The sequence below is a fragment of the Actinomycetota bacterium genome (genome assembly GCA_019347575.1).
GTDB lineage: Bacteria > Actinomycetota > Nitriliruptoria > Nitriliruptorales > Nitriliruptoraceae > JAHWKY01.
Window position 1 is genome coordinate 1 of record JAHWKY010000015.1, and the last position, 19,819, is coordinate 19,819.

Annotated in this window: 22 protein-coding genes; 8 read left to right on the forward strand and 14 right to left on the reverse strand. The window is 70.4% G+C overall.

Annotated elements, in window-relative coordinates:
* The 7 genes from sufB to KY469_11660 form a co-directional block, all read right to left on the reverse strand.
* Nucleotides 1–1,014, reverse strand: a 1,014-nt coding sequence (gene sufB, locus KY469_11630) for a Fe-S cluster assembly protein SufB (GenBank protein MBW3663741.1), incomplete at its 3' end; no start/stop codon positions are given.
* A gap of 26 nt (nt 1,015–1,040) precedes the next feature.
* Complete coding sequence (locus KY469_11635) at nt 1,041–1,775, reverse strand: helix-turn-helix domain-containing protein (protein MBW3663742.1); 735 nt, start codon at nt 1,773–1,775, stop codon at nt 1,041–1,043.
* Between the two features lie 360 nt (nt 1,776–2,135).
* A complete protein-coding gene (locus KY469_11640; GenBank protein MBW3663743.1) occupies nt 2,136–2,501 on the reverse strand; it encodes a response regulator in 366 nt (121 codons plus the stop codon).
* A gap of 49 nt (nt 2,502–2,550) precedes the next feature.
* Entirely contained in the window at nt 2,551–3,432 is an 882-nt protein-coding gene (locus tag KY469_11645; protein MBW3663744.1) for a transglutaminase family protein, read from the reverse strand.
* Nucleotides 3,433–3,440: 8 nt separating this feature from the next.
* Nucleotides 3,441–4,403 carry an alpha-E domain-containing protein gene (locus KY469_11650; protein ID MBW3663745.1) on the reverse strand — a complete coding sequence of 321 codons (963 nt, stop codon included), beginning with the start codon at nt 4,401–4,403 and terminating at the stop codon, nt 3,441–3,443.
* An 11-nt stretch (nt 4,404–4,414) separates the two neighbouring features.
* The gene (locus tag KY469_11655) at nt 4,415–5,863 is read right to left on the reverse strand and encodes a circularly permuted type 2 ATP-grasp protein (GenBank protein ID MBW3663746.1); all 1,449 of its coding nucleotides are present in this window, start codon (nt 5,861–5,863) and stop codon (nt 4,415–4,417) included.
* Nucleotides 5,864–5,950: 87 nt separating this feature from the next.
* Nucleotides 5,951–6,196: a hypothetical protein gene (locus KY469_11660; GenBank protein MBW3663747.1), complete on the reverse strand. Its 246-nt coding sequence runs from the start codon at nt 6,194–6,196 to the stop codon at nt 5,951–5,953.
* Nucleotides 6,197–6,418: 222 nt separating this feature from the next.
* Between KY469_11660 and KY469_11665 the strand changes: the two genes are divergently transcribed.
* A complete protein-coding gene (locus KY469_11665; protein MBW3663748.1) occupies nt 6,419–6,574 on the forward strand; it encodes a hypothetical protein in 156 nt (51 codons plus the stop codon).
* A gap of 138 nt (nt 6,575–6,712) precedes the next feature.
* On the opposite strand, the gene KY469_11670 is transcribed toward KY469_11665, so the two are convergent.
* Nucleotides 6,713–7,393 carry a dienelactone hydrolase family protein gene (locus KY469_11670; GenBank protein ID MBW3663749.1) on the reverse strand — a complete coding sequence of 227 codons (681 nt, stop codon included), beginning with the start codon at nt 7,391–7,393 and terminating at the stop codon, nt 6,713–6,715.
* Between the two features lie 169 nt (nt 7,394–7,562).
* Entirely contained in the window at nt 7,563–8,027 is a 465-nt protein-coding gene (locus KY469_11675) for a hypothetical protein (protein MBW3663750.1), read from the reverse strand.
* Between the two features lie 154 nt (nt 8,028–8,181).
* On the opposite strand from KY469_11675, the gene KY469_11680 reads away from it, so the two are divergent.
* Nucleotides 8,182–9,006 (forward strand): SDR family oxidoreductase, encoded by an 825-nt coding sequence (locus KY469_11680; GenBank protein MBW3663751.1) that lies wholly within the window; start codon nt 8,182–8,184, stop codon nt 9,004–9,006.
* On the opposite strand, the gene KY469_11685 is transcribed toward KY469_11680, so the two are convergent.
* From KY469_11685 to KY469_11695, 3 genes are all read right to left on the reverse strand, one after another.
* Entirely contained in the window at nt 9,007–9,678 is a 672-nt protein-coding gene (locus KY469_11685) for a class I SAM-dependent methyltransferase (protein MBW3663752.1), read from the reverse strand.
* Nucleotides 9,675–11,861 (reverse strand): AAA family ATPase, encoded by a 2,187-nt coding sequence (locus KY469_11690; protein MBW3663753.1) that lies wholly within the window; start codon nt 11,859–11,861, stop codon nt 9,675–9,677. The genes KY469_11685 and KY469_11690 overlap by 4 nt, the downstream gene beginning before the upstream one ends.
* Before the next feature lie 83 nt (nt 11,862–11,944).
* Nucleotides 11,945–12,511, reverse strand: a complete 567-nt coding sequence (locus KY469_11695) for a hypothetical protein (protein ID MBW3663754.1) — start codon at nt 12,509–12,511, stop codon at nt 11,945–11,947.
* A 77-nt stretch (nt 12,512–12,588) separates the two neighbouring features.
* On the opposite strand from KY469_11695, the gene KY469_11700 reads away from it, so the two are divergent.
* Nucleotides 12,589–13,428 carry a hypothetical protein gene (locus KY469_11700; GenBank protein MBW3663755.1) on the forward strand — a complete coding sequence of 280 codons (840 nt, stop codon included), beginning with the start codon at nt 12,589–12,591 and terminating at the stop codon, nt 13,426–13,428.
* Between the two features lie 90 nt (nt 13,429–13,518).
* Here the strand turns inward: KY469_11700 and KY469_11705 are convergent, their stop codons facing one another.
* The gene (locus KY469_11705; GenBank protein ID MBW3663756.1) at nt 13,519–14,616 is read right to left on the reverse strand and encodes a saccharopine dehydrogenase NADP-binding domain-containing protein; all 1,098 of its coding nucleotides are present in this window, start codon (nt 14,614–14,616) and stop codon (nt 13,519–13,521) included.
* Between the two features lie 167 nt (nt 14,617–14,783).
* Between KY469_11705 and KY469_11710 the strand changes: the two genes are divergently transcribed.
* The 4 genes from KY469_11710 to KY469_11725 all read left to right on the forward strand — a co-directional run bounded on the left by KY469_11710 (nt 14,784) and on the right by KY469_11725 (nt 17,319).
* Nucleotides 14,784–15,173 (forward strand): hypothetical protein, encoded by a 390-nt coding sequence (locus KY469_11710; protein MBW3663757.1) that lies wholly within the window; start codon nt 14,784–14,786, stop codon nt 15,171–15,173.
* Between the two features lie 353 nt (nt 15,174–15,526).
* The gene (locus KY469_11715) at nt 15,527–16,123 is read left to right on the forward strand and encodes a hypothetical protein (protein ID MBW3663758.1); all 597 of its coding nucleotides are present in this window, start codon (nt 15,527–15,529) and stop codon (nt 16,121–16,123) included.
* A gap of 99 nt (nt 16,124–16,222) precedes the next feature.
* Nucleotides 16,223–16,681 carry a GatB/YqeY domain-containing protein gene (locus tag KY469_11720; GenBank protein MBW3663759.1) on the forward strand — a complete coding sequence of 153 codons (459 nt, stop codon included), beginning with the start codon at nt 16,223–16,225 and terminating at the stop codon, nt 16,679–16,681.
* The gene (locus KY469_11725; GenBank protein ID MBW3663760.1) at nt 16,681–17,319 is read left to right on the forward strand and encodes a hypothetical protein; all 639 of its coding nucleotides are present in this window, start codon (nt 16,681–16,683) and stop codon (nt 17,317–17,319) included. Before KY469_11720 ends, KY469_11725 begins: the two co-directional genes overlap by 1 nt.
* Before the next feature lies 1 nt (nt 17,320).
* On the opposite strand, the gene KY469_11730 is transcribed toward KY469_11725, so the two are convergent.
* Nucleotides 17,321–19,177, reverse strand: coding sequence for a right-handed parallel beta-helix repeat-containing protein (locus KY469_11730; protein ID MBW3663761.1), 1,857 nt, complete (start codon nt 19,175–19,177; stop codon nt 17,321–17,323).
* Between the two features lie 189 nt (nt 19,178–19,366).
* Here KY469_11730 and KY469_11735 point away from each other — a divergent pair, with 189 nt between their 5' ends.
* Nucleotides 19,367–19,798 (forward strand): cyclic nucleotide-binding domain-containing protein, encoded by a 432-nt coding sequence (locus KY469_11735; protein MBW3663762.1) that lies wholly within the window; start codon nt 19,367–19,369, stop codon nt 19,796–19,798.
* Nucleotides 19,799–19,819 lie beyond the last annotated feature (21 nt).

The following is a 19,819-nucleotide window of genomic DNA, read 5'->3' on the forward strand; positions in this document are numbered from 1 at the left end:
CTTGGCGCCGGCGTCCTGGTGCTGACCGTCCTTGGCGTACGCCACCGACAGCACCTCACCCTTGGCGCCCCGCCCCATCAGCCACACCGACGGGTACTTCATCGTGACCTTGGAGCCGATGTTGCCGTCGATCCACTCCATCGTCGCGTCCTCGTAGGCCGCGGCGCGCTTGGTGACCAGGTTGTAGACGTTGGTCGACCAGTTCTGGATGGTCGTGTACCGCACCCGCGACCCGGGCTTGGCGATGATCTCGACCACCGCGGAGTGCAGCGAGTCCGAGCTGTAGATGGGCGCGGTGCATCCCTCGACGTAGTGGATGTAGCTACCTGGCTCGGCGATGATCAGGGTCCGCTCGAACTGGCCCATGTTCTCCTTGTTGATGCGGAAGTAGGCCTGGAGCGGGATGTCCACCTTGACGCCCTCGGGCACCCAGATGAACGAGCCGCCGGACCACACCGCCGTGTTCAACGCGGCGAACTTGTTGTCATTGGCCGGGATGACCTTGGTGAAGTGCTCGCGGAACAGGTCCTCGTGCTCACGGAGTGCCGTGTCCGTGTCGAGGAACAGCACGCCCTTCTCCTCGAGGTCCTCGCGGATCTTGTGGTACACGACCTCGCTCTCGTACTGAGCCGCTACGCCGGCGATGAGACGCTGCTTCTCGGCTTCGGGGATGCCGAGCTTGTCGTAGGTGTTCTTGATGTCGGCGGGCAGTTCGTCCCAGGTCGCGGCCTGCTTCTCGGTGGCGCGGACGAAGTAGTAGATGTCGTCGAAGTGGATCCCCGACAGGTCGCTGCCCCAGTTCGGCATCGGGCGGCGCTCGAACGCCTCGTAGGCGCGCAGACGCAGCTTGCGCATCCACTCGGGCTCGCTCTTGAGGAAGCTGATCTCCTCGACGACCTCGCGTGAGAGCCCGCGCTTGGGCTCGAAGACGTAGTTGTCGGGGTCGTGCCACCCGAACTTGTACTCGTCGAGGTCCGCCGCAACGCGTCGCTGCTGGTCCTCGGCGGGCGTCATGGTGCCCGGAGTGATGATCTGGTCGGTCACTGGGACCCTCCATCGGATCGGATGATCGGAAGCTGGTTCGCGTCGGTGGGGACGTCCTTCGGCGTGACGGTGCACACGCATGCGTGCGCCCCGGAGGCCAGCGTCTCGCGCCGGCTCAAGGTCACGTCGTCGCCCAGGACGCGCTTGAACATCGCGGCCTCGTAGGCGCACATCTCGGGGTGGTACTCGGCCACGTCGTAGATCGCGCAGTGCTCCTGGGTCAACCGGAAGCTGTCGCCGTCGGCCTCGACGCTGGCGAAGTAACCGTCGACGCTGAGCGCGTCAGCGAGGTCCTGGAGGCGCCGCTCGATGTCGGCCTCGGCGTCGATCAACTCGTCGTAGTCGGACGCCTCCCGCTGCATGCGCCAGTTGAGGTACGCGCGCAGCTCGCCCCGCCCGTGCCGCTCGACGAGGTAGTCCAGCAGCTCGCTGGCCATGCTCGCGTAGCGGTGCGGGTACAGCGCTCGGGCGCGCTCGGTCAGGTGGTAGGTGGCGACGGGACGGCCGACCGGCTGCTTGACCGTCTCGGAGGCGACGAAGCCGTCGGACTCGAGCACCGCGAGGTGCTTGCGGACGGCCACGTCGCTGATCGCGAGGTCCTCAGCCAGTTCGGGCGCGGTGCGGTTGCCGTGGCCACGCAGCAGCTCGACGATGGTCGCCCGCGCCTCACCGAGCAGCGAGACGAGGGAGACCGCTTCGTCGCGGGCGGCTTGATCGCGTGTAATGGACATCGTCAGAGACGGCCTCTCGGTGCGGTTCTGGAGCGCTGGGAGCGCGTTCCGTACTTCCTGAACCTCGTGGTTGCGATAGTACGAGTGCGCGGGGCGCACCGCAAACCCCGGTTCCGCGCGGACGGTGGACCGCTCCCCCACCCCGGCGTAAGGTCGGTGACGTCACGCCGTCCGGGGTGCGTGAGCCCCGCGGAGGCACCCGAAGGAGGATGGCGCGCGCTCGCGCGTTCGCCGCCCGGGAGCCCCGTCTCCCCCGGCCGAACCGGCCCGTTGCGGCCCGCCAGGCCGACGAGACGAGACACCAGCGGTACGCCGTGACGGGAGGCCCCGGGTTCGCCCGGGGCCTCCGCCATGCCGGTTTCAGGTGCCGAGGATGTCGTCGAGGACCGTCTGGAGGTCCTCGGGCTCGAACGGCTTGCCGACGTACGCGTCGGCACCGGCCGCGATACCCGCGGCGCGGTCGTCGCTGGTGGAGCGAGCGGAGAGCATGATCACCTTGAGCGCCGACAGGTCCGGGTCGCCGCGGATCTCCTTGAGGGTCGACAAGCCGTCGAGCCGGGGCATCATCACGTCGAGGACCACGAGGTCGTAGGGCTGCCCACCCCGCAACTCGTCGAGGGCCGCTTGGCCATCACCGACCTCGGTCACGTCGTGATCGAAGCCCAGCAGCATGCCCAGCAGGGACCGGATGCCGGGCTCGTCGTCACAGACGAGGATGCGGGCCAACCCGTGCCTCCGTGTCTTCCCAGGTGTGAGCACTCTAGATGCGCTGCTCTCACTGCTGCTGTTGTTGCTGCTGTGCACTCCGTCGTATGTGGACCGACACGTGCAGATCGTGGTCGGTCGGCCCGGTGTACAACCCCCGCATCGGGGCGACGTCGTCGTAGTCGCGGCCGTGGCCGATCTTCACGTGCCGCAGACCGACCTCCTGTCGGTTCGTGGGGTCCAGGCCCCACCAGCCGAAGCCGGGGATGGCGACCTCGACCCAGGCGTGCGTCTTGACGTCGACCTCGTCGACGTCGGGGTCGGTGCCGTTGCGCTCGCTGACGGCGAACAGGTAGCCCGATACGTAGCGTGCGGGGATGCCCAGGCTCCTGGCCATGCCGATGACGACGTGAGCGAAGTCCTGGCACACGCCCACGCGAGCGGCCAGCACCTCGGCCACCGGCACGCCGACGTAGGTGGCGCCGGCGCGGTACTCGAAGCTGGTCCCGACCGCGCGGTGCAGCGCCAGCGCCGCCCCCACGACGTCGTCACCGGCGACCTCGGCGCGTTCCCGTGCCTCCGTCGCCACCACGTCGTTCCACTCGACATGCGGGGAGGGCTCGAGGTACTCCAGGTGCTCGTCGCGGAAGTCCGCCTCGGTGAGTTCGGCGAACCTCGGCGACGCGGCCACTGGCCGTCCCCGCGACGTCTCGACGGTCGCGGTGGCGACCACCTCGAGGTGACGGTGAGGCAGGCGGATCCCGAACGCGTCGACGCGCGTGCCCCAGTAGTCGACGTAGGAGAAGGTCCGCGAGGACGGTGACGTCGTGACGTCGTAGTGCAGGACCTGTTGGCGTTCGTCCGATGTCGGACACGCACGTAGCTCGTTCTGCGACTCGACGACCTCGCCGGCGTAGTCGAAGACGGTGCGGTAGCGGATGTCGAAGCGCACGGTCGCCCTCAGCTCGTCGCGACGATGTGGAAGCCGCCAGCCTGTCGGTGCTGGAAGTACTCGGAGGCCACCGCATCGGCCAACGTCGACGTGCCTGCCTGTACCTCGTCGAGGAACCCGTGCAGGCCTTCGCCCATGAGCTCGTCGACGCTGGTGTACTCCAGCGAAGCGCGCAGCCGGCCGACCAGCCGGCGGGCCCGCGTCCCGACGCCTCCCTCGTCGCTCAGCCGCACCAGTTGGTGCTCGGCTGCCTGCACGGCGAACAGCACCGACCGGGGGAAATCGGGCGACAGGAGCAGGAACTCGACGACGTCAGCCGGCTGCATCGAGGCGCGGTACCCCTTGCGGAACGCCTCGACACCGCTCGCGGACTTCAACACGGCGACCCAGTGGTGGAACTCCATCGGGGCCGCCGACGCCAGCTGCTGGAAGCGCACGTTGAGCAGCCGGCAGGTCATCTCGGCACGTTCGAGCATCCGACCCAGGGTCAGGAAACGCCAGCCGTCGTCGCGCGGCATCGTCTCGGTCGCGACGCCCACGATCATCTGGCAGCGGCGCTTGACGAACGAGAACAGCTCGTAGGGGCGCTCGCTGATCTCGACCTCGAGGTCGCGTGCGCGCAGGTCGAGGTAGAGGCCGTTCACCGCCTCCCACAGCTCCAACGAGACCAGCTCGCGGACGCTCCGGCCGTTCTCCCGTGCACGGCCGATGGCGGCGAGCATCGAGCCCGGGTTGGTGTCGTCGAGGACGAGGAACCGGATCACATCGGTCGCCTCGACCTCGCCGTAGTGGTCGCGGTAGGCCGCCCGGAGGTGGAGCACGTCGAGCAGCTGGGCCCACGCGGCGGCCACCTCGGAGGGAGGCGACTCGAGCAGGCCGTGGTAGGTGACATCGACCATCCGTGCGGTGTCCTCGGCGCGCTCCACGTAGCGCCCCGACCAGAACAGGTTCTCCGCCAGTCGTGCCAGCACTCGTCAGCTCCTCAGAGTCCGGGCTCGAGGACCCACGTGTCCTTCGAACCGCCCCCTTGGGAGGAGTTGACCACGAGCGAGCCCTCCCGGAGGGCCACCCGGGTGAGCCCACCCGGGATCGCCTCGGTCGTCTCGCCCGAGATCACGAAGGGGCGCAGATCCACGTGTCGCCCCGCGAACCGGTCCCCGACCAGCGTCGGGTGGCGCGAGAGGCTCACGACCTCCTGGGCGATGTAGCCGCGGGGGTCGTCCTCGACGCGCTGACGGAACGTGGCGATCTCGTCGTCGCTGGCCTCCGGGCCGATCAGCATCCCGTACCCACCGGACTCGCCCACCGGTTTCACGACGAGCTCCGGCAGTCGAGCCAGGACCTCCGCCCGCTGATCGTCGTCCCAGAGCAGGTAGGTCTCGACGTTGGGCAGGATCGGCTCCTCGTCGAGGTAGTAGCGCACCAGGTCGGGTACGAACGGGTACACCGCCTTGTCGTCCGCGACGCCGTTGCCGAGCGCGTTCGCGATGGTCACGTTGCCCGAACGCATCGCCGACAGCAGGCCCGGGACACCGAGGGCCGAGTCGGGGCGGAGCACCACGGGGTCGAGGAAGTCATCATCGATGCGCCGGTAGATCACGTCGACCCGCTGCAGTCCCCGCGTCGTGCGCATGTACACGACGTGTTCGTCCACCACGAGGTCCGGGCCCTCCACCAGCTCGACGCCCATCTGGCGGGCCAGGAACACGTGCTCGAAGTAGGCCGAGTTGTGCACCCCTGGGGTCAGTACCACCACCGTGGGGTCCTCGCCAGCGGCGGGCGGGGCGATCGAGCGCAGCGCCCGGAACAGCAGCATCCCGTAGTGGTCGACCGGTCGGATGCGGTACCGGCGGAACACGACCGGCAGCACCCGGGTCATGGCGGCGCGGTTCTCGAGGACGTAGGAGATGCCGCTGGGGTTGCGGAGGTTGTCCTCCAGCACCCGGTACGTGCCGTCGCCGTCACGCACGAGATCGATACCCGCGACGACACAGCGCGCCCCGTGCGGCACCTGGATGCCGAACGCCTCCCGACAGAACCCGTCTGACGACCCGATCAGCCAGCGCGGCACGACGCCGTCCCGCACCGCCGCCCGCTCCCCCGCGTACAGATCCTCGAGGAAGCGGTTGAGCGCCGTGACGCGCTGGATCAGTCCACGCTCGAGCAGTTCCCACTCGTCGGCCGGGATTATCCGCGGACACAGGTCCATCGGGAAGGTGCGCTCAACGCCCTCGTCGTCGCCGTACACCGTGAACGTGATGCCCTGCGTGCGGAAGATCGTGTCGCGGAGACGTTCGCGCTGCGCCAGTTCGTCGGGGTTCAGCTCCCGGATGCGCGATGCGAGGTCGCGGTAGTGGCCGCGCACCTGGCTGCCGTCATCGAACATCTCGTCGAAGAAGCCGGCTCCGTCGTAGCCGTCGAAGAACGTCATACCAGCGAGAGTAGTGGCGTTCGCACGGGGGAGAGCGGGGTTGGACTGCGGACGGGGCGCCGCGAGGGCACCCCGCCGCAGCGGTCGTCACGCGTCGGGGCGCCCCGGCATGCCCCGCAGCTCGTGGTCGAAGGGCTCGGTGAGCAGACGCTGCCAGGCGATGCCGAACGCCGCCTCGGCGTCCTCGCCCCGCAGCAGCGCGAGGGCCTGGAAGGTCACGTCCCAGCCGAACTCGAGCACGAGGACGTTCACCGCATCTTCGGCGCCCACGGTGGACACGAGGGCGCGGGCGACTCCCATCACCGAGGTCAGGCGGGGGTGGCGGTGCTCCACGTCGGTCCTCCGGATCGTCTCGCGTGGGCGGTGCATCCCATCCAACGAGCGACCGACCGCCAGGTGACGCACCGCGACCGGCCAACGCGGAGAGTCACGAACCGAACGTCAAGGAACGCGCTGCGTGAGCCGAAACCAACAGCGACGGGGGCCCCCGGAGACCCGCGCTCGCGGCGCGCCCACCGCGGAGGCAACGGCAGCGTGGACATGGACGAGGTGGACATGAGCGACAACACCGCCGAGCGCTCCCCTGTGGCGCACCGGTCGGACGTGGTCCGACGGCTGCTCCAGCGGGGCGTGTCGCCCCGCACCCTGCTGCTCGTGCTGCCGACCTGGGAGCCGACGATCACCTCCGCATCGGCCGATCCCCGCCCTTGAAGGCCAGGCCGCCCCCGAGCGGGGCGAGCGGGTGCAGATCGACCCGGCTACCGGGTCCCGATGCACACGCTGAGGTTGACGCGGGGCGAGCGGGTGCAGATCGACCCGGCTACCGGGTCCCGATGCACACGCTGAGGTTCAGCCCAGGTGCTCGCGCAGGAAGTCGACGGTGCGCTGCCACGCCTGGGCGGCCGCCTCCGGGTGGTGCGCCTCGGGGCGCGTGTCGTTCATGAACGCGTGGCCGGCGCCCTCGTAGGTCTCGACCTCGACCGGGACGTCGTTGGCGCGGATCAGCCCGGCGAGCTCCTCGACCTTCGACACCGGGATGAAGTCGTCGGCCGTGCCGATGTGCATCAGGACGGGGCAGCTGACGTTGCTGAGGTCGGGTTCGCCGTACCAGAACACCCCGTAGAAGGGCACCGACGCCCCGATGCTGGCCGGGGCGGTGTTCGCGGTGACCAACGCGAGCGCCCCGCCCATGCAGAAGCCGGTGACGCCGACCTTCGCGCCGGTGACCTCGTCGCGGGCGAGCAGGAAGTCGATCGCGCCGCGCAGGTCCCGCGCCGCGACGGTGACCTCGAGCTCCTGCATCATCCGGCCGGCCTCGTCCGGCTCGGTCGTAGTGTCCCCGTGGAACAGGTCCGGGGCGAGCGCCACGAACCCCGCCGCGGCGAAGCGGTCAGCGAGATCGCGGATGTGCGGCACGAGACCCCACCACTCCTGGATCACGATGAGGCCGGGACCCGATCCCGTCTCGGGGACCGCGAGGTAGCCCTCCACATCGCCGTTGTCCGTCGCGAAGGTGACTGTCTCTCCCAAGGGTGTGTCCCTCTCATGCGGTGACGACGCGAGGCTAGTGGAGTCTCCGTGCGGGTCCTCCTACCTCGCGAGCGGCCGAGACCGCGCTCTCGGCCGCGGGGGCGCAGCGGGGCGTGGATCGACGACGCGGAGCGGCGTCGCCAAAGGGCCGGATGCGGCGTCGCGGATATCAGGAGCGGTCGGACCAGACGGGCAGGCCGAAGTAGCGCAGCCGGTCGGGGAAGTCACCGATCACGCGCCAGTCCATCGCGTACGCGTGGGCCAGCCGATCGAGGTCGTCGTCCTCGAGATCGCCGGCGATGTAGGCGCGCAGCTCGGCCACGAAGGTGTCGCTGTGGAGGGGGAACACGACGTCGACGACGCGGTGGTTGATCGCGACCCAGACGTGGTCGAGCTCGGCGCCACCGACGTCGAGGCCACCACGGATGACGGTCGCCTCGAGCTCGAGACGGGACGCGACGTGGGCGACGCGCCGAGCGGCGTCGCGCACGTCGCGGGGCGTGAAGGGCGCCCGGGCGTGCTCGCGGGCGAGCGCGGCGACGAGCTGCGGACCGGTCGGGACGGGGAACGTGGCGGGACGGAAGCGCGCGGGGCGCCGCGGGGCGAGCGCGTGACCCTCGCGGCGCTGCGGCATCGCCGACCTCCTCGCCAGCCCTGGCATGCTACATCGACCCCAGGACGACCGGCCTGAAGCCACCCGTGCGAGGGGCGGGGTGCCGCCGGTCTCGGGAGGCGGGTGCCCGGCCGTGGCACATCACCCTCATAGGCTTCGCCCTGAGGAGGTGGCGATGGCCGAGGCGTACCGACCGCTGGAGGGGCGCACCGCCCTCGTGACCGGGGGCTCCCGCGGCCTCGGTGCCGCGACCGCGCGCAGGCTCGCGGGGTGGGGCGCCCGGGTGATCGTCACCTACCGCAAGGAGCAGCGAGCCGCAGCCGAGGTCGTCGCAGCCTGCGACCGAGAGACGGTCGGCGCGCGAGCCGAGCCACTCGACCTGCTCGAGGAAGACAGCGTCCGCGACCTGTTCGCGCGCGTGACCGAGCGGGAGGGGCAGCTCGACGTGCTGATCGCGAACGCCGCCCAGACGGCGTTCAAGCCCCTGATGGAGCTGAAGATGCACCAGATCGACAAGACCTTCGCGATCTCGGTGCGTCACTTCATCCTCATGGTGCAGCTGGCCTTCCCGCTGCTGCAGCCGCGGAGCGGCCGGATCGTGGCGGTGTCCGGGGCTGACACGGTCGCCTACATCCCTGGCCACGGGCTGCTCGCCGCGGCGAAGGCCGGCATGGAGACGCTGGTCAAGTACCTGGCCTGCGAGCTCGGGCCGACCGGGGTGACGACCGTCGGCGTGCTCCCCGGCTACATCGACACCGACTCGATCAAGCTGATGGCCGGGCCGCTCCACGCCGAGCTGCACCGCGCCGAGGTCGAGACGCACCCGCTGCGCACCGCCGCGACACCAGAGGACGCCGCGGAGGCGGTGGCGCTGCTCTGCCTCGACGAGGCGCGCTGGCTCAACGGCCACATCGTGCACAACGACGGCGGGGGGCTGTTCGCGATGCTCGGCCGCTTCGGAGAGGCCTGGGGACGCGGCGTCGACGCCACGCCGCGCTGATCACCTGGCCGGTTCGCAGAGCAGGTGCCACGCCGCCCCACCGACGCCCAGCATCGACTCCCCCGGCTCGTCCCCCCAGGTCGCCACCACGTCGAGCCCCGACTGGTACGCGAGGGCGCGCAGCTCGCGGGGGTAGAGCGCGGTCACCTCGACGATCTCGGTCTGCTCGTCGCCCTCGGCGTTGGGGCGGCTGAGGCGAGCCCGGTGCCGTTGCTCCCAGGCGTCACCCTCGAGGTGCTCGAGTCGCACGTCGGTCTCGTTCTCGGACACCGGCATGCCCGAGGCGAGCCAGTGCGGGTTCAGCAGCCGCAGCAGGACGCGGCCATCCTCGCGGCAGTGGGCCGCGGCGCGCTTGACGATGCCGCCCCGCACCGCAGGATCCTCGACGCCGTTGATGAGCGATGCGGGCACCACGATCAAGCCGAACTCCTCGCGCAGCTCCACGGCGTGGGGGGGTGAGGTGACGAAGCGGATGTTGGTCCACCCCTCGGTGCGTGCACGACCTTTGAAGCGCGCGATGCGTCGACGGTCCTCGTCGACCGCGATGAGCTCTCCGGCATGTGGCGCCAGCAGGCCGGCATGCGCCCCCTCGCCGGCGCCGAGGTAGAGCACGCGTCCGTCGGGCGACGCCGCCGCAGCCTCTGCCCACCAGTCCGCCGGGCCTGCGCTCACGCGCTCACCTCCGTGGTCGTCGCTGCGGAGCCTGCCAGGTCGGCGAGGCGTTGGGCGAGCAACGTCTGTCGGTTGAGGGGTACGTCGTGGTGGGCAGCCACCTGCAGCGCGGCTGCCTGACCCACCGTGATCAGCGCGCGCTGGGCCCGGGTCACCGCGGTGTAGGCCAGGTTGCGCCACAGCATCGCGCGGTGCGAGCTGTCGACGACGAACACGACGACCGGCCACTCGCCACCCTGCGACTTGTGCACCGTCACGGCCCACGCCGGCACCAGATCGCGGACCGCGATGGTGTCGTAGGTCACCTCGCCCCGCGGGAACAGCACCCGCAGCTCGCGCTTGCCCGCGTCGACGTCCACCACGCGACCCACATCGCCGTTGCTGACGTCGAGCTCGGGATCGTTCCGCGTCTGCATCACGCGGTCGTGCTCGTGGAAGCCGCCCACGTCCGGCCGCCCCGCAGCGGGGTTGAGCGCCGCCTTCAGGGCTTCGTTCAACGCGTCGACCCCGGCGTCCCCACGGTAGATGGGAGCGACGACCTGCACCTGCTCGACGTCGACACCGAAGAAGTCGGGCGCGCGGTTCGCGATCGCCTCGACCACCCGGGCGACGATGCCGCGACGTGGGCTCTCGGCGTGGAACAGGTCGCCGTCGCTGCCGCTGAGATCCCAGACCTGTCCGTTGTTGATCGCGTTCGCCAGCGCGACGATGCGGCTCTCCGCCGCCTGCCGGTGGATCTCGGTCAGGGTGACGTGCGGCACGATGCCGCTGCGGAGGAGATCGCGGAGCACGTCGCCTGGCCCGACGGGAGGGAGCTGGTCCGGGTCCCCGACGAACAGCAGGTGGGCGCCGTCCTCGATCGCGGCGGTGAGGTGCGCCGCGAGCGAGGTGTCCGCCATCGACACCTCGTCACAGACGATGAGGTCGAACGGGAGCCGCTCGCCCCGCCCGTAGCGGAAGGCGAACCCGGTGCCGCCCGCCACCGGACGGGCCTCGAGCAGCCGATGGACGGTCGAGGCGGGATGGCCGACGAGCTCCTCGATCCGCTTCGCGGCGCGCCCGGTCGGGGCGCACACCGCCACGGACAGCCCGACGGCTTCCGCGGCGTCGACGACCTCGGCGATCGTGCGGGTCTTGCCCGTGCCCGGCCCTCCCGTCAGCACCGTGACTGGGTGGTCGAAGACGAGCTGGACGGCCTGAGCTTGTCCCGCCGTGAGGTCGTCGGAGGGCTCGACCGTGGGGGCGAACGGACGCAACCGCGAGTGCGCGACGGACAGTCGCGCGATGTCCTCGGCGAGGTCCCGCTCCGCAGCGAGGCCGCGGGGCGTGTACAGGGCATCCACGACGCCGTCTGGCGCGGTGACCCGCTCGCGGACGAGCGCGCCCTCGGCCTCGGCGATCTCCACCCCCCGCACCGCGGCCACGACGTCCACCTTCAGCAGGGTGGCGGCTTCCTGCGTGCACTGTGAACGCGTGAGGTACTGGTGGCCGTCACGTCGGCGCGCCGCCGCCATCGCCGCTCGGGCACCCGCGGCCAGGCGCTGCCCGTCGAGAGGGTCGACGCCCAGGTGTTGGCCGAGTGCGTCGGCGTGGGCGAACCGGGCACGTTCGACCTCGAGTAGCCCGTAGGGGTTCGCGCGCAGGATCTCCGCAGCGGTGGCTCCGAAGTGCGCGTGGGCGGCGCGTGTGACCGTGTGGGGAACCCGCGCCGGTTCGAGCAGCTGCACGAGTTGTGCGAAGGCGAGTCCGGCTCGCCAGCGTTCGTGGAGTGCGTCAGCCTCCTCGCGCTCGAGTCCGGCCTCGGAGACGAGCCGGTCGGGCTCGTGCTCGATGACGCGGCCGGCTCCGGCTCCGAACACGGTGAGGACACGCTGGATGGCACGGGCCGAGACGTCCTCGAAGCGGTCGGACTGCAGGAAGGTGCGCAGTCCCTCCGCGGTCGTCGGCGCGACCTGCTCGTAGAAGAGCGCGTCGAACGTCTCGCCGTGCCGCGGGTGGTCCACCCATCGACCCACGAGGCGGACGTGCTGGCCCTGGACGAGGTCGGACAGCGGACCGACACAGGCTGCACCGGTGCCGTCGTCAAGTTGCAGCTCGACCACCCCGTAGCCGGTGTCGCGGTTGCGGAAGCGCACACCGACGACCTCGCCGGTGAGCTCCTCGGACTCGAACAGGCGCTCCACAGCGGGAGCCTGCCACACAGCCGGGACGTCGCCGCCGCGCCGGTACGGCAGCGTTGTGGGTGGTGAGATCGGGGCGGGTGACCTCAGGTGTGGCCGTTGCCGCTACGCGCATCGATGAGGTCAGGTGCGCGGGGTACCGGTTCGGGCCCCGGCTCCCCTTCGCTCGGAGGGGTCCAGAGCTCCTCGTCGGTCACGTCGCGCTGCTCCGCGCGCTGGCGGACGAGCCAGCCTGCGGCGAAGCCGAGCGCGAAGCCGCCTCCGGCCCACGCCGCGGTGCGTACCCGTCGGCGGCGGCGGATCCCACGCGGCGGTTCCACGGACGCTGCCAGAGCGCGTCCGCGCTCCTCCAGTTCGCCGGTCACCTCGCGGCTGCGGCTGCCGAGCACCTGCACGAACGCGGTCAGGGCCGCCACGATGCGGGCCAACAGCCCCGGGACCTCCTCCGCGAGCTCCCGGGCCGTCTCCGCGGTCGTGGCCGCCACGTCACGCACCGCCGCTGCCGTCGTTCCGGCGGCATCGCGGACCCGCTCGGCCGCTGCGCCGGTCGCGTCCGTCACCGTGTCCCTGGTGGCCTCGGCGGCGTCGCGGGCCGTGTCGCCGCTGGCCTCAGCGCGTGCGCGGAGCTGTCGCGTCTTCTCCATCACGGTCACGGTGACCTCCGTCGTTGCTGGTGCTGGTCGAGGGATCGCCTTCTGACCGTACCGCCGGGCTCCCGCAGGAGGGAAGGGTGTCCCTGTCCGGAGGTAGCCTCCGGACCGTGTCCAGCGATCTGCTCCGCTTCCTCGTCGCCGCGTGGGTCGTGGCCATGCTCGGCCGCGCCGGGGTCGGGGCCTGGCACCACCGCGAACTCACGCTGACCGTCTGGCGACGGATCGGGGTGACCCAGATCTTCGGGGCCGTGGCGCTGCTGGCGGTCGTGTCGTCCCTCGGGCTGGCCCTCCTCGAGTGGGTGCCGCCGCTCCGGGTCGGGCTCGGCGACGTCGTGGGGTTCACCGGCAACGCCGTCTTCGTCCCGCTCGAGGAAGTGGCCCAGCGCGCCGGTCCAGCTCCCGCCACGGGACCGGACTGGGTGCTCATCGGGCTGTCCAGCGCGTTCCTGCTCCCGCTCGCGGCGCTCCTGCCGTGGCTCGCCTTCATCGAAGAGGAGGTCTTCCGCGCCGGACTGGAACGCACCAGCCTCGGAGGCGAGGCCCTCGCGGCCCTGGTGTTCGGCCTCGCCCACCTCATCATGCTCGTGCCGCTGGCCGCTTCGCTCGCCATCGCGGTCGCGGGCTTCGTGTACGGGCGGATCTACCGACGCGCCTTCCGCCGATCCGACGGCATCGGCGTGCCCTGGATCGTGCTGTCCTCGTTCCGACCCACGAAGCGGGCCCGTCGTGCGGCCGACGAGGCGCGACGCGGTCAGCTGACCGCGCTGGGCATCGATCCCCGCGACGGCTACCTCGTCGACCGGACCCCGGAGCGGCGCCAGGCGGATGCGGTGCTGCAGGCGGCCACGTGGCACGCGACGTTCAACACGCTCGTCGTCACGCTGGTCTACGCGAGCCTGGTCGTCACCAGCCTCTGAGTGCTCAAGTAGCGAAGCGGTAGCACAGCCTGAGCTGAGTGCTCAAGCAGCGAAGCGGTAGCACAGCCTGAAGCGGGGCGGGGCGCGGGGTCAGGCGGGGCGCTTGACCGACCAGCGGAGGTCGGTGCCGTCGGCGAGCTGGTCGAGCCAGGCTGCCGGGTCGAGCGCCTGCGCGGGGCTGACCACGCCGGTGGTCAGCGCACCGCCGTCACCGAGGGCGACCGCTGCCGAGACCAGGAACTCCGCGGTGAGCCCGTAGACGTCGGTCGCGTTGGCCCACGCCCGCGAGAGGGTTCCGTCCGCGGCTTCGACCTCCGCGACGCAGGCCCAACGGACGGCGCTCCCGCGCTCACGCGAGGGACCTTCGGGGCCGAGCGTGATGAGCTTGCGGAGCCCGGCGGCCGCCGGGTCCCACCTCGTCACCGTCGCAAGGAACTGAGCACCCTCGGCGAGCATGGACGGCAGCTGCAGGTAGGTCCGGACCGTGCTCACCCCGGGGTGGTGGCGAGGCACCATCAACGGTTCACCACCGGGGAAGCTGGCCGCGTGCGCCGGACCGACGGGCTTGGGGAACCACGCCAGTCGCCGTGTGCTCGCCATCCGCTCGCGGCGGAGCTCGCCGTCGACGTACGCCACGCCGTCCTCGCCGAGCATGGAGGCGAGCGTCCGCCGCGTCCCCTTGGACGCCACGGTGAGCAGACTGCCGACGCCCTTGACCGCGTACGCGACGTGCACCTCGCGGGGCACCTCGACAGCGTCGGCCGCGATGGACGCCAGGAGGTCGCCGGGGACGTAGTCGTAGCCGCAGGCCGGCAACGCACACACGCCTCGCTCGCGCGCGCGGGCGTCGAGCCCGTAGGCCCATCGGATGAAGCCCTGCTCCCCGGTGGAGTCGACGTAGTGGCAGCCCCGAGTGACCGCCGCTTCGAGCACCGGTCGACCGAGCTCCTGGAACGGTCCCACCGTGGTGATCAGCACGTCGAGCTCGTCGCACAGATCGTCGAGGACGGGGCGGTCGTGGACGTCGATGACCCGTACCTGGGGCGCCGGTGCGATCCCCGCCACGGCCTCCTCGACCCGGCCGCGATCGCGGCCAGCGGCGACGAAGGCGATGCCACGCGCTGCCAGCGCTCGGACGACGAGGCGCCCCGTGTAGCCGCTGGCTCCGAGCACGCCGATGGTCGCCACGTCGCCTCCTGCGGGTCGGGGTGTGGGGTCGAGCGTAGGAGCGATCCCGACCCATCGCGGCCGGCGCCCGCCGGAGCCGTCGAGCATGCGTGACTCGCGCGGGGAGGGACGGCATCATCCCATCCCCCGGTGGGGAGCACCGGGAGGACGCGAGGGGACGAGGAGCGGTGGACGTCGTGGCCCTGGAGCGCGCGCAGCTCCCCGAGGACGCCAAGCTCGTGCGCGTCTCGGCGCTCGGCACCGACTGGGTCAAGCGCATCCCCCCCGTCCCCGGTGGCTCCACGATCACCGTCAGCTGCGGGGACGCGGCTCTCGCCGCAGCTCCCGCCGATGATCTGGTGGCGCACGGCCTCCGCATCGCCGGGGTGCTCACGCGCGGACCGATCGGCGGCGGGTTCGTGGACCTGCTGGTCCCAGGTGCGCTGATACGCGCTCACCCTTCGTGGTGGCGTGAGCTACGCAACGTGGCGGAACGGACCTTCTCCCTCGCCCACGGGCCGGTCCAGGTGGTCTTCGCCGACGTCCTGGCGATCCACGCCGCAGCGAACGAGCGCTGAACCTTCCGCTCGCTGGTAGTTAGCAGCGCTGCGCCTGCTTGCTCCAGCACGCATGAGCGTCCGATTTGCATCTCTAGCAGGTGGAGTGCCATGATGCGGCCCAGTTGCACCGCTCACCATTGCGAGCACGTGCCGTGCGTAGAGCGCGCGATCGACGGCCGTACAGGGCCTGGTGCTTGCAATAGTTAGCGGCAGTGGGTACACCTGTTGATGAACCCGCGGAACGACCCGTCGGAGCGGTCCGGCGGGGGGACGGAGACCCGTAAGGCTCCCGTAGCCTCACCCGGCTCCCGCTCCGTCTCCCCTCCCGACCGTTCCGTGCCCGCGGATCCGACCCCCGAGGAGGCAACACGATGGCAACCACCACCAAGAACAAGACCACGAGCAAGTCCACCACTAAGCGGTCCACGTTCAAGCACCTGCACGAGCGTGAGGCCACGACCGTCGTCAAGGACGCCGCGTACGTCGCGGCCGGTCTGGCCGGCGACGCGATCGACTTCGCCAAGAACCTTCCGACGCTCGTCAAGGACGCCCCGAACAAGGCCAAGGAGCTGCGTCAGCAGGCTCCCGAGAAGGTCAAGGAGCTCCGGACCAAGTTCGAGCAGGAGTTCGACGCCCGTCGCGGCAAGCTCAGCAAGGAGCTGGACAAGCGCGCCACGAAGTGGGAGAAGGCGTTCGACAAGAAGGCCAAGGAAGGCAAGAAGACCGCCGACCAGCTGCGGGAGCAGGAGCAGGTCAAGAAGGTCCTCGACCAGACCTCCAACACGCGCAGCCAGGTGAAGGCGGCTCTCACGTCGGTCAAGAAGACCGCTGATGCGGCTCTCGACGCCGGCAAGAAGCAGGCCGACAACGCCCGCTCGCAGCTGAAGGCCGCGGCGACCTCGACGCGCAAGTCCGCCGAGACGATCGTCGAGGCGACCGAGGAGGCCGCCGAGGACCTCGCCAGCTGACACCCACCGTGCTAGCTACCACGCCAAACGCCGCCCCCTCGTGGGGCGGCGTTGGCCGTTGGAGGCACGTAGCATCGCCAGTCGACACACGGAGCAGTCATGAGCCTGCAGCAGCGCATCCAGAGCGACCTCACGGAGGCGATGAAGGCACGCAACAGCCGTCGGGTGTCTGCCCTGCGGATGGTCATCGCGGCGATGAAGAACGCCGCGATCGAGCAGGGCAAGGGACCACAGGGCCAGCTCGAGGACGACTCCGTCGAGGCGATCCTGGCCAGCGAGGTCAAGAAGCGTCGCGAGGCCGCGGAGGCGTTCCGGGGCGCCGGCCGCGAGGAGCAGGCCGCCGGTGAGGAAGCTGAGGCCGAGATCTACGCGACCTACCTGCCCGAACCGCTGTCGGACGAGGAGCTGAAGCGCATCGTCGACGGCGCCATCGCCGAGGTCGCAGCGACCTCCCCGAAGGAGATGGGCCAGGTCATGAAGACGGTCATGGCGCAGGTCGGCAACCGCGCCGAGGGCGCACGCATCTCGGCGCTCGTCAAGGACAAGCTGACCGGCTGATGGATGCGGGCGGGACGCACGGGCGCTCGCCCGGACCGTGGCTCCTGACGGTCGTCGGGACGCTGCTGCTACTCGCCGGCACCGTCCTCGTGCTCAGGTCCGCCACTCCCCTGGACGCCATCTCACCGGTCGCGGTCGCGAACTCGGTGCTCCAGGGCGAGATCCCCGACATCGCCGGCCGGGGCGGTATCGGTCTGCCGTACGAGCACGGCGGCGAGGTGGCCTACGCGTTCGTCGTGCGCAACGACGGCCCGGTCGGCATCACGGTCACGTCGGTCGATGCGGGCGTGGGCGAGCGCACGCTGCTGTCGCCGTACGGGGTCTTCGTGCTCCCACCCGGCGCCCCGTTGGACGGCGGCGAACTGGAGCACGGCACCGCCTTCACCCCGTTCGCGCTCGGTTCCGGCGAGGAGCGCGTGATCGTCGTGCGTGGGACCTTCGACAACTGCGAGTACTTCCACGAGCGCAACCTCGAGCCACACGCCAGCATCGACATCGGCTACCGCATGCTCGGTGTGCCCGGCAACCAGCGGGTGGAGTTCGATCGCGACATCGTCGTCAAGTCACCGATGATCGTCGGCTGTCCCGACCGCACGCTCGACCGCGAGGACGATCGCCGCACCGACGCAGGATCGTGAGTCAGGCGGCCGCGACCATCCCGTAGCGGTTCCTCCGGCCGAGGCGCACGGCAGCGCCCAGCAGCGCGATCCCGCCCACGATCAACGCGACGCCGCTGCCCGTGGTCGGCAGGCTGGGACCAGCCGGCGCCGCGTCCACGGGCGGTGGCGCGGGATCGTCGTCCTCGTCCGGATCGGGCGCCGGTTGCGTCCCGGGGCCCTCGCGCCCGGCTGGCTGGACCGGATCGTCGAACCAGTCGCAACCGGGCGGGTCGGGGTTGTCCTCGCGGTCGTAGGGGGCACACGGCGCAAGACCAGCGCTCTTGATCGCGGTGCCCGTCGGGAGCATCGACCCGCCGCTGTCGCAGTCGGGCAGGCCGATCTCGGAGTTGCTGGTGACGTCACCGGCGGCGGAGGTGTTGCCCTGCCAGCAGTTGCCCAGTCCCTCGTCGTCCCACCAGAAGTCGGTCCCGTTGGGCTGCTTCCACCCTTCCGGGTGCTCGGCGAGATGGTTGTCGCGGAACCAGTTGTGGTTGGACGTGTCGAACTGGTTGGCGCTCTCGAGGATCGATCCGGGGTCCTCGGGGCTGGCGCGCAGGATCGCGGGCACGAAGAACAGCATCACGCCGGTGCGCCAGTTGTCGTAGATCAGGTTGTCCTCGACGAGGTCGTGGTTCCCACCGGCGATCATCACCCCGGTGCCGGCGGGCACGGGGAAGACCGGGCACACCGTGCCCTGCTCGTAGCCGCGTTCGGCCGGGGGCCGGTCGCAGATGCCGCTGTGGACGAACTCCTTCACGTAGTTGGAGTTGTTGGCGTAGATGCGGTTGTTGCGCACCCACAGGTGGTCCTGGGGCATCCCCGGGTGCCCGCCGACGAAGCTGTCTACGACGATGCCGGTCTGGTTGGCGTAGAACTCGCTGTCGTGGATGTAGATCGAGTTGCCGGCCGTGCCCGAGTGGCCGAGGGCGTTGTGGTGGCTCTTGCAGTTGCGGATCTCGATCGACCAGCGATCGAGCGGCCCGGTCTGATCGCTGTCGCTGTTCACATCCGCCGCCGATCCGGGGTACAGACCGGAGTCGCCGTTGTGGTGCGCCTCGCAGTTCTGCATCACCCCGTGGTCGGACGTGAACGTCAGGATCCCGTAGAGGTCGTTGTAGCGGGTGACGACCCGGTCGAGCAGGTACCCGTCGGTCTCGTGGACGTAGACCGCGTTCTCTCGGAACAGCTCGAACGTCATGTTGCTCAGCACGAAGCCGTCGGCGCGGTCCGCCTTCAGCCCGTTGTGCTTGATCCAGTCACCGTCCGCTTGGAAACCGCCTCGCAGTACCGTGTCCTCGGGTCGCTCCCCCGTGCCCATGATCTGCAGGTCACAGAGGTTGTTGTCGCACGCGAGGTCCGCATCCTCCGGGTCGTCGCCCGCGATCGTGACCAGGTTGATGACCTCGCCACACGTCACGATGAGGTCGTACTCCACGATGCCGCCGTCGTAGTCCTCGGTGCAGGCAGGAGCGTGCGAAGGCTCCTCGCGGTACGTGCCCGGCAGGACGTAGATGTTGGTCCCTGGCTGACCGTTGTCACGGACGTGGTAGACGGCGGCCTGGATGTGCTCGAAGTCGCAGCCGTGGTCGTCGAGCAGGTGCTGGTTGAACCCCTTCACGTCCGCGTCCGTCATCGCTGCGACGGCCGCGGCGCTGCCGGGCTTGCAGACCACGACGTGAGGTGTGAACTCGTCGTGCTCGCGCAGCTCGGGGACGGTGCCATCGCCGGGCGGGAACTGGCTCTCGCGTTCCTCGTGGGCCAACGCCGCGGAAGCGCTGAGGACCAGGCTCGCCGCCAGGGCGAGGACCGTCACGGATCGACGCGTGGTGGATGACATCGCGGCCTACTCGGAAGTGGTCAACGCAGGCTAGCCGCGGCGGTCGAGGGCGGCGCTCGGGCCCTCTCGCCGTCGAGTCGCGGCAGGTGCGACCGCATGGCGGTCGAGGAGCAACTCACCCGAACGGGTGACGTCCTCGGCTGCCACGTGCGCCATGGTGAGAGCACGGCCCTGAGGTAAGGAGATCCCATGTTCCAGGCTGTCGATCCGAAGATCGAACGACTCCGTACGGTCCGCCTGTTCGCAAACCTGCACGACGGTGATGTGCGGCGAATCGGCCGCCTCGTCTCGGAGGTGGAACGTCCGGCGGGAACGATCCTGATCGAGGAGGATGCCTACGGCGCGGAGGCCTTCATCATCCAGTCGGGGACGGTCCGCCTCGAACACGACGGGGTCCTGCTCACCCGACTGGGCGCCGGTGAGATCGTTGGGGAGTTCGCGTTGATCGACCAGCGGCCACGGTCCGCGACCGCGGTAGCCGAGACCGACGTGGCGCTGTTGGTGCTCAGTACTAGGGAGTTCGATCGCCTGGTCGACGAGGTCCCAGCCATCGCCCGTCGTCTGCTCGCCGTGCTGGCGGGGCGCGTCAGGGCCGCCAACCACGCACTCGATCGAACCTGATCCGGGCTCTGGGCTCGGCGT

Bases quoted from the DNA above. Each gene is read 5' to 3' on its own strand.
- KY469_11655 (MBW3663746.1), bottom strand. From the start codon at position 5,863: ATGACGTTCTTCGACGGCTACGACGGAGCCGGCTTCTTCGACGAGATG.
- KY469_11665 (MBW3663748.1), top strand. From the start codon at position 6,419: ATGAGCGACAACACCGCCGAGCGCTCCCCTGTGGCGCACCGGTCGGAC.
- KY469_11680 (MBW3663751.1), top strand. From the start codon at position 8,182: ATGGCCGAGGCGTACCGACCGCTGGAGGGGCGCACCGCCCTCGTGACC.
- KY469_11730 (MBW3663761.1), bottom strand. From the start codon at position 19,177: ATGTCATCCACCACGCGTCGATCCGTGACGGTCCTCGCCCTGGCGGCG.
- KY469_11715 (MBW3663758.1), top strand. From the start codon at position 15,527: ATGGCAACCACCACCAAGAACAAGACCACGAGCAAGTCCACCACTAAG.
- KY469_11735 (MBW3663762.1), top strand. From the start codon at position 19,367: ATGTTCCAGGCTGTCGATCCGAAGATCGAACGACTCCGTACGGTCCGC.
- KY469_11720 (MBW3663759.1), top strand. From the start codon at position 16,223: ATGAGCCTGCAGCAGCGCATCCAGAGCGACCTCACGGAGGCGATGAAG.
- KY469_11635 (MBW3663742.1), bottom strand. From the start codon at position 1,775: ATGTCCATTACACGCGATCAAGCCGCCCGCGACGAAGCGGTCTCCCTC.
- KY469_11675 (MBW3663750.1), bottom strand. From the start codon at position 8,027: ATGCCGCAGCGCCGCGAGGGTCACGCGCTCGCCCCGCGGCGCCCCGCG.
- KY469_11725 (MBW3663760.1), top strand. From the start codon at position 16,681: ATGGATGCGGGCGGGACGCACGGGCGCTCGCCCGGACCGTGGCTCCTG.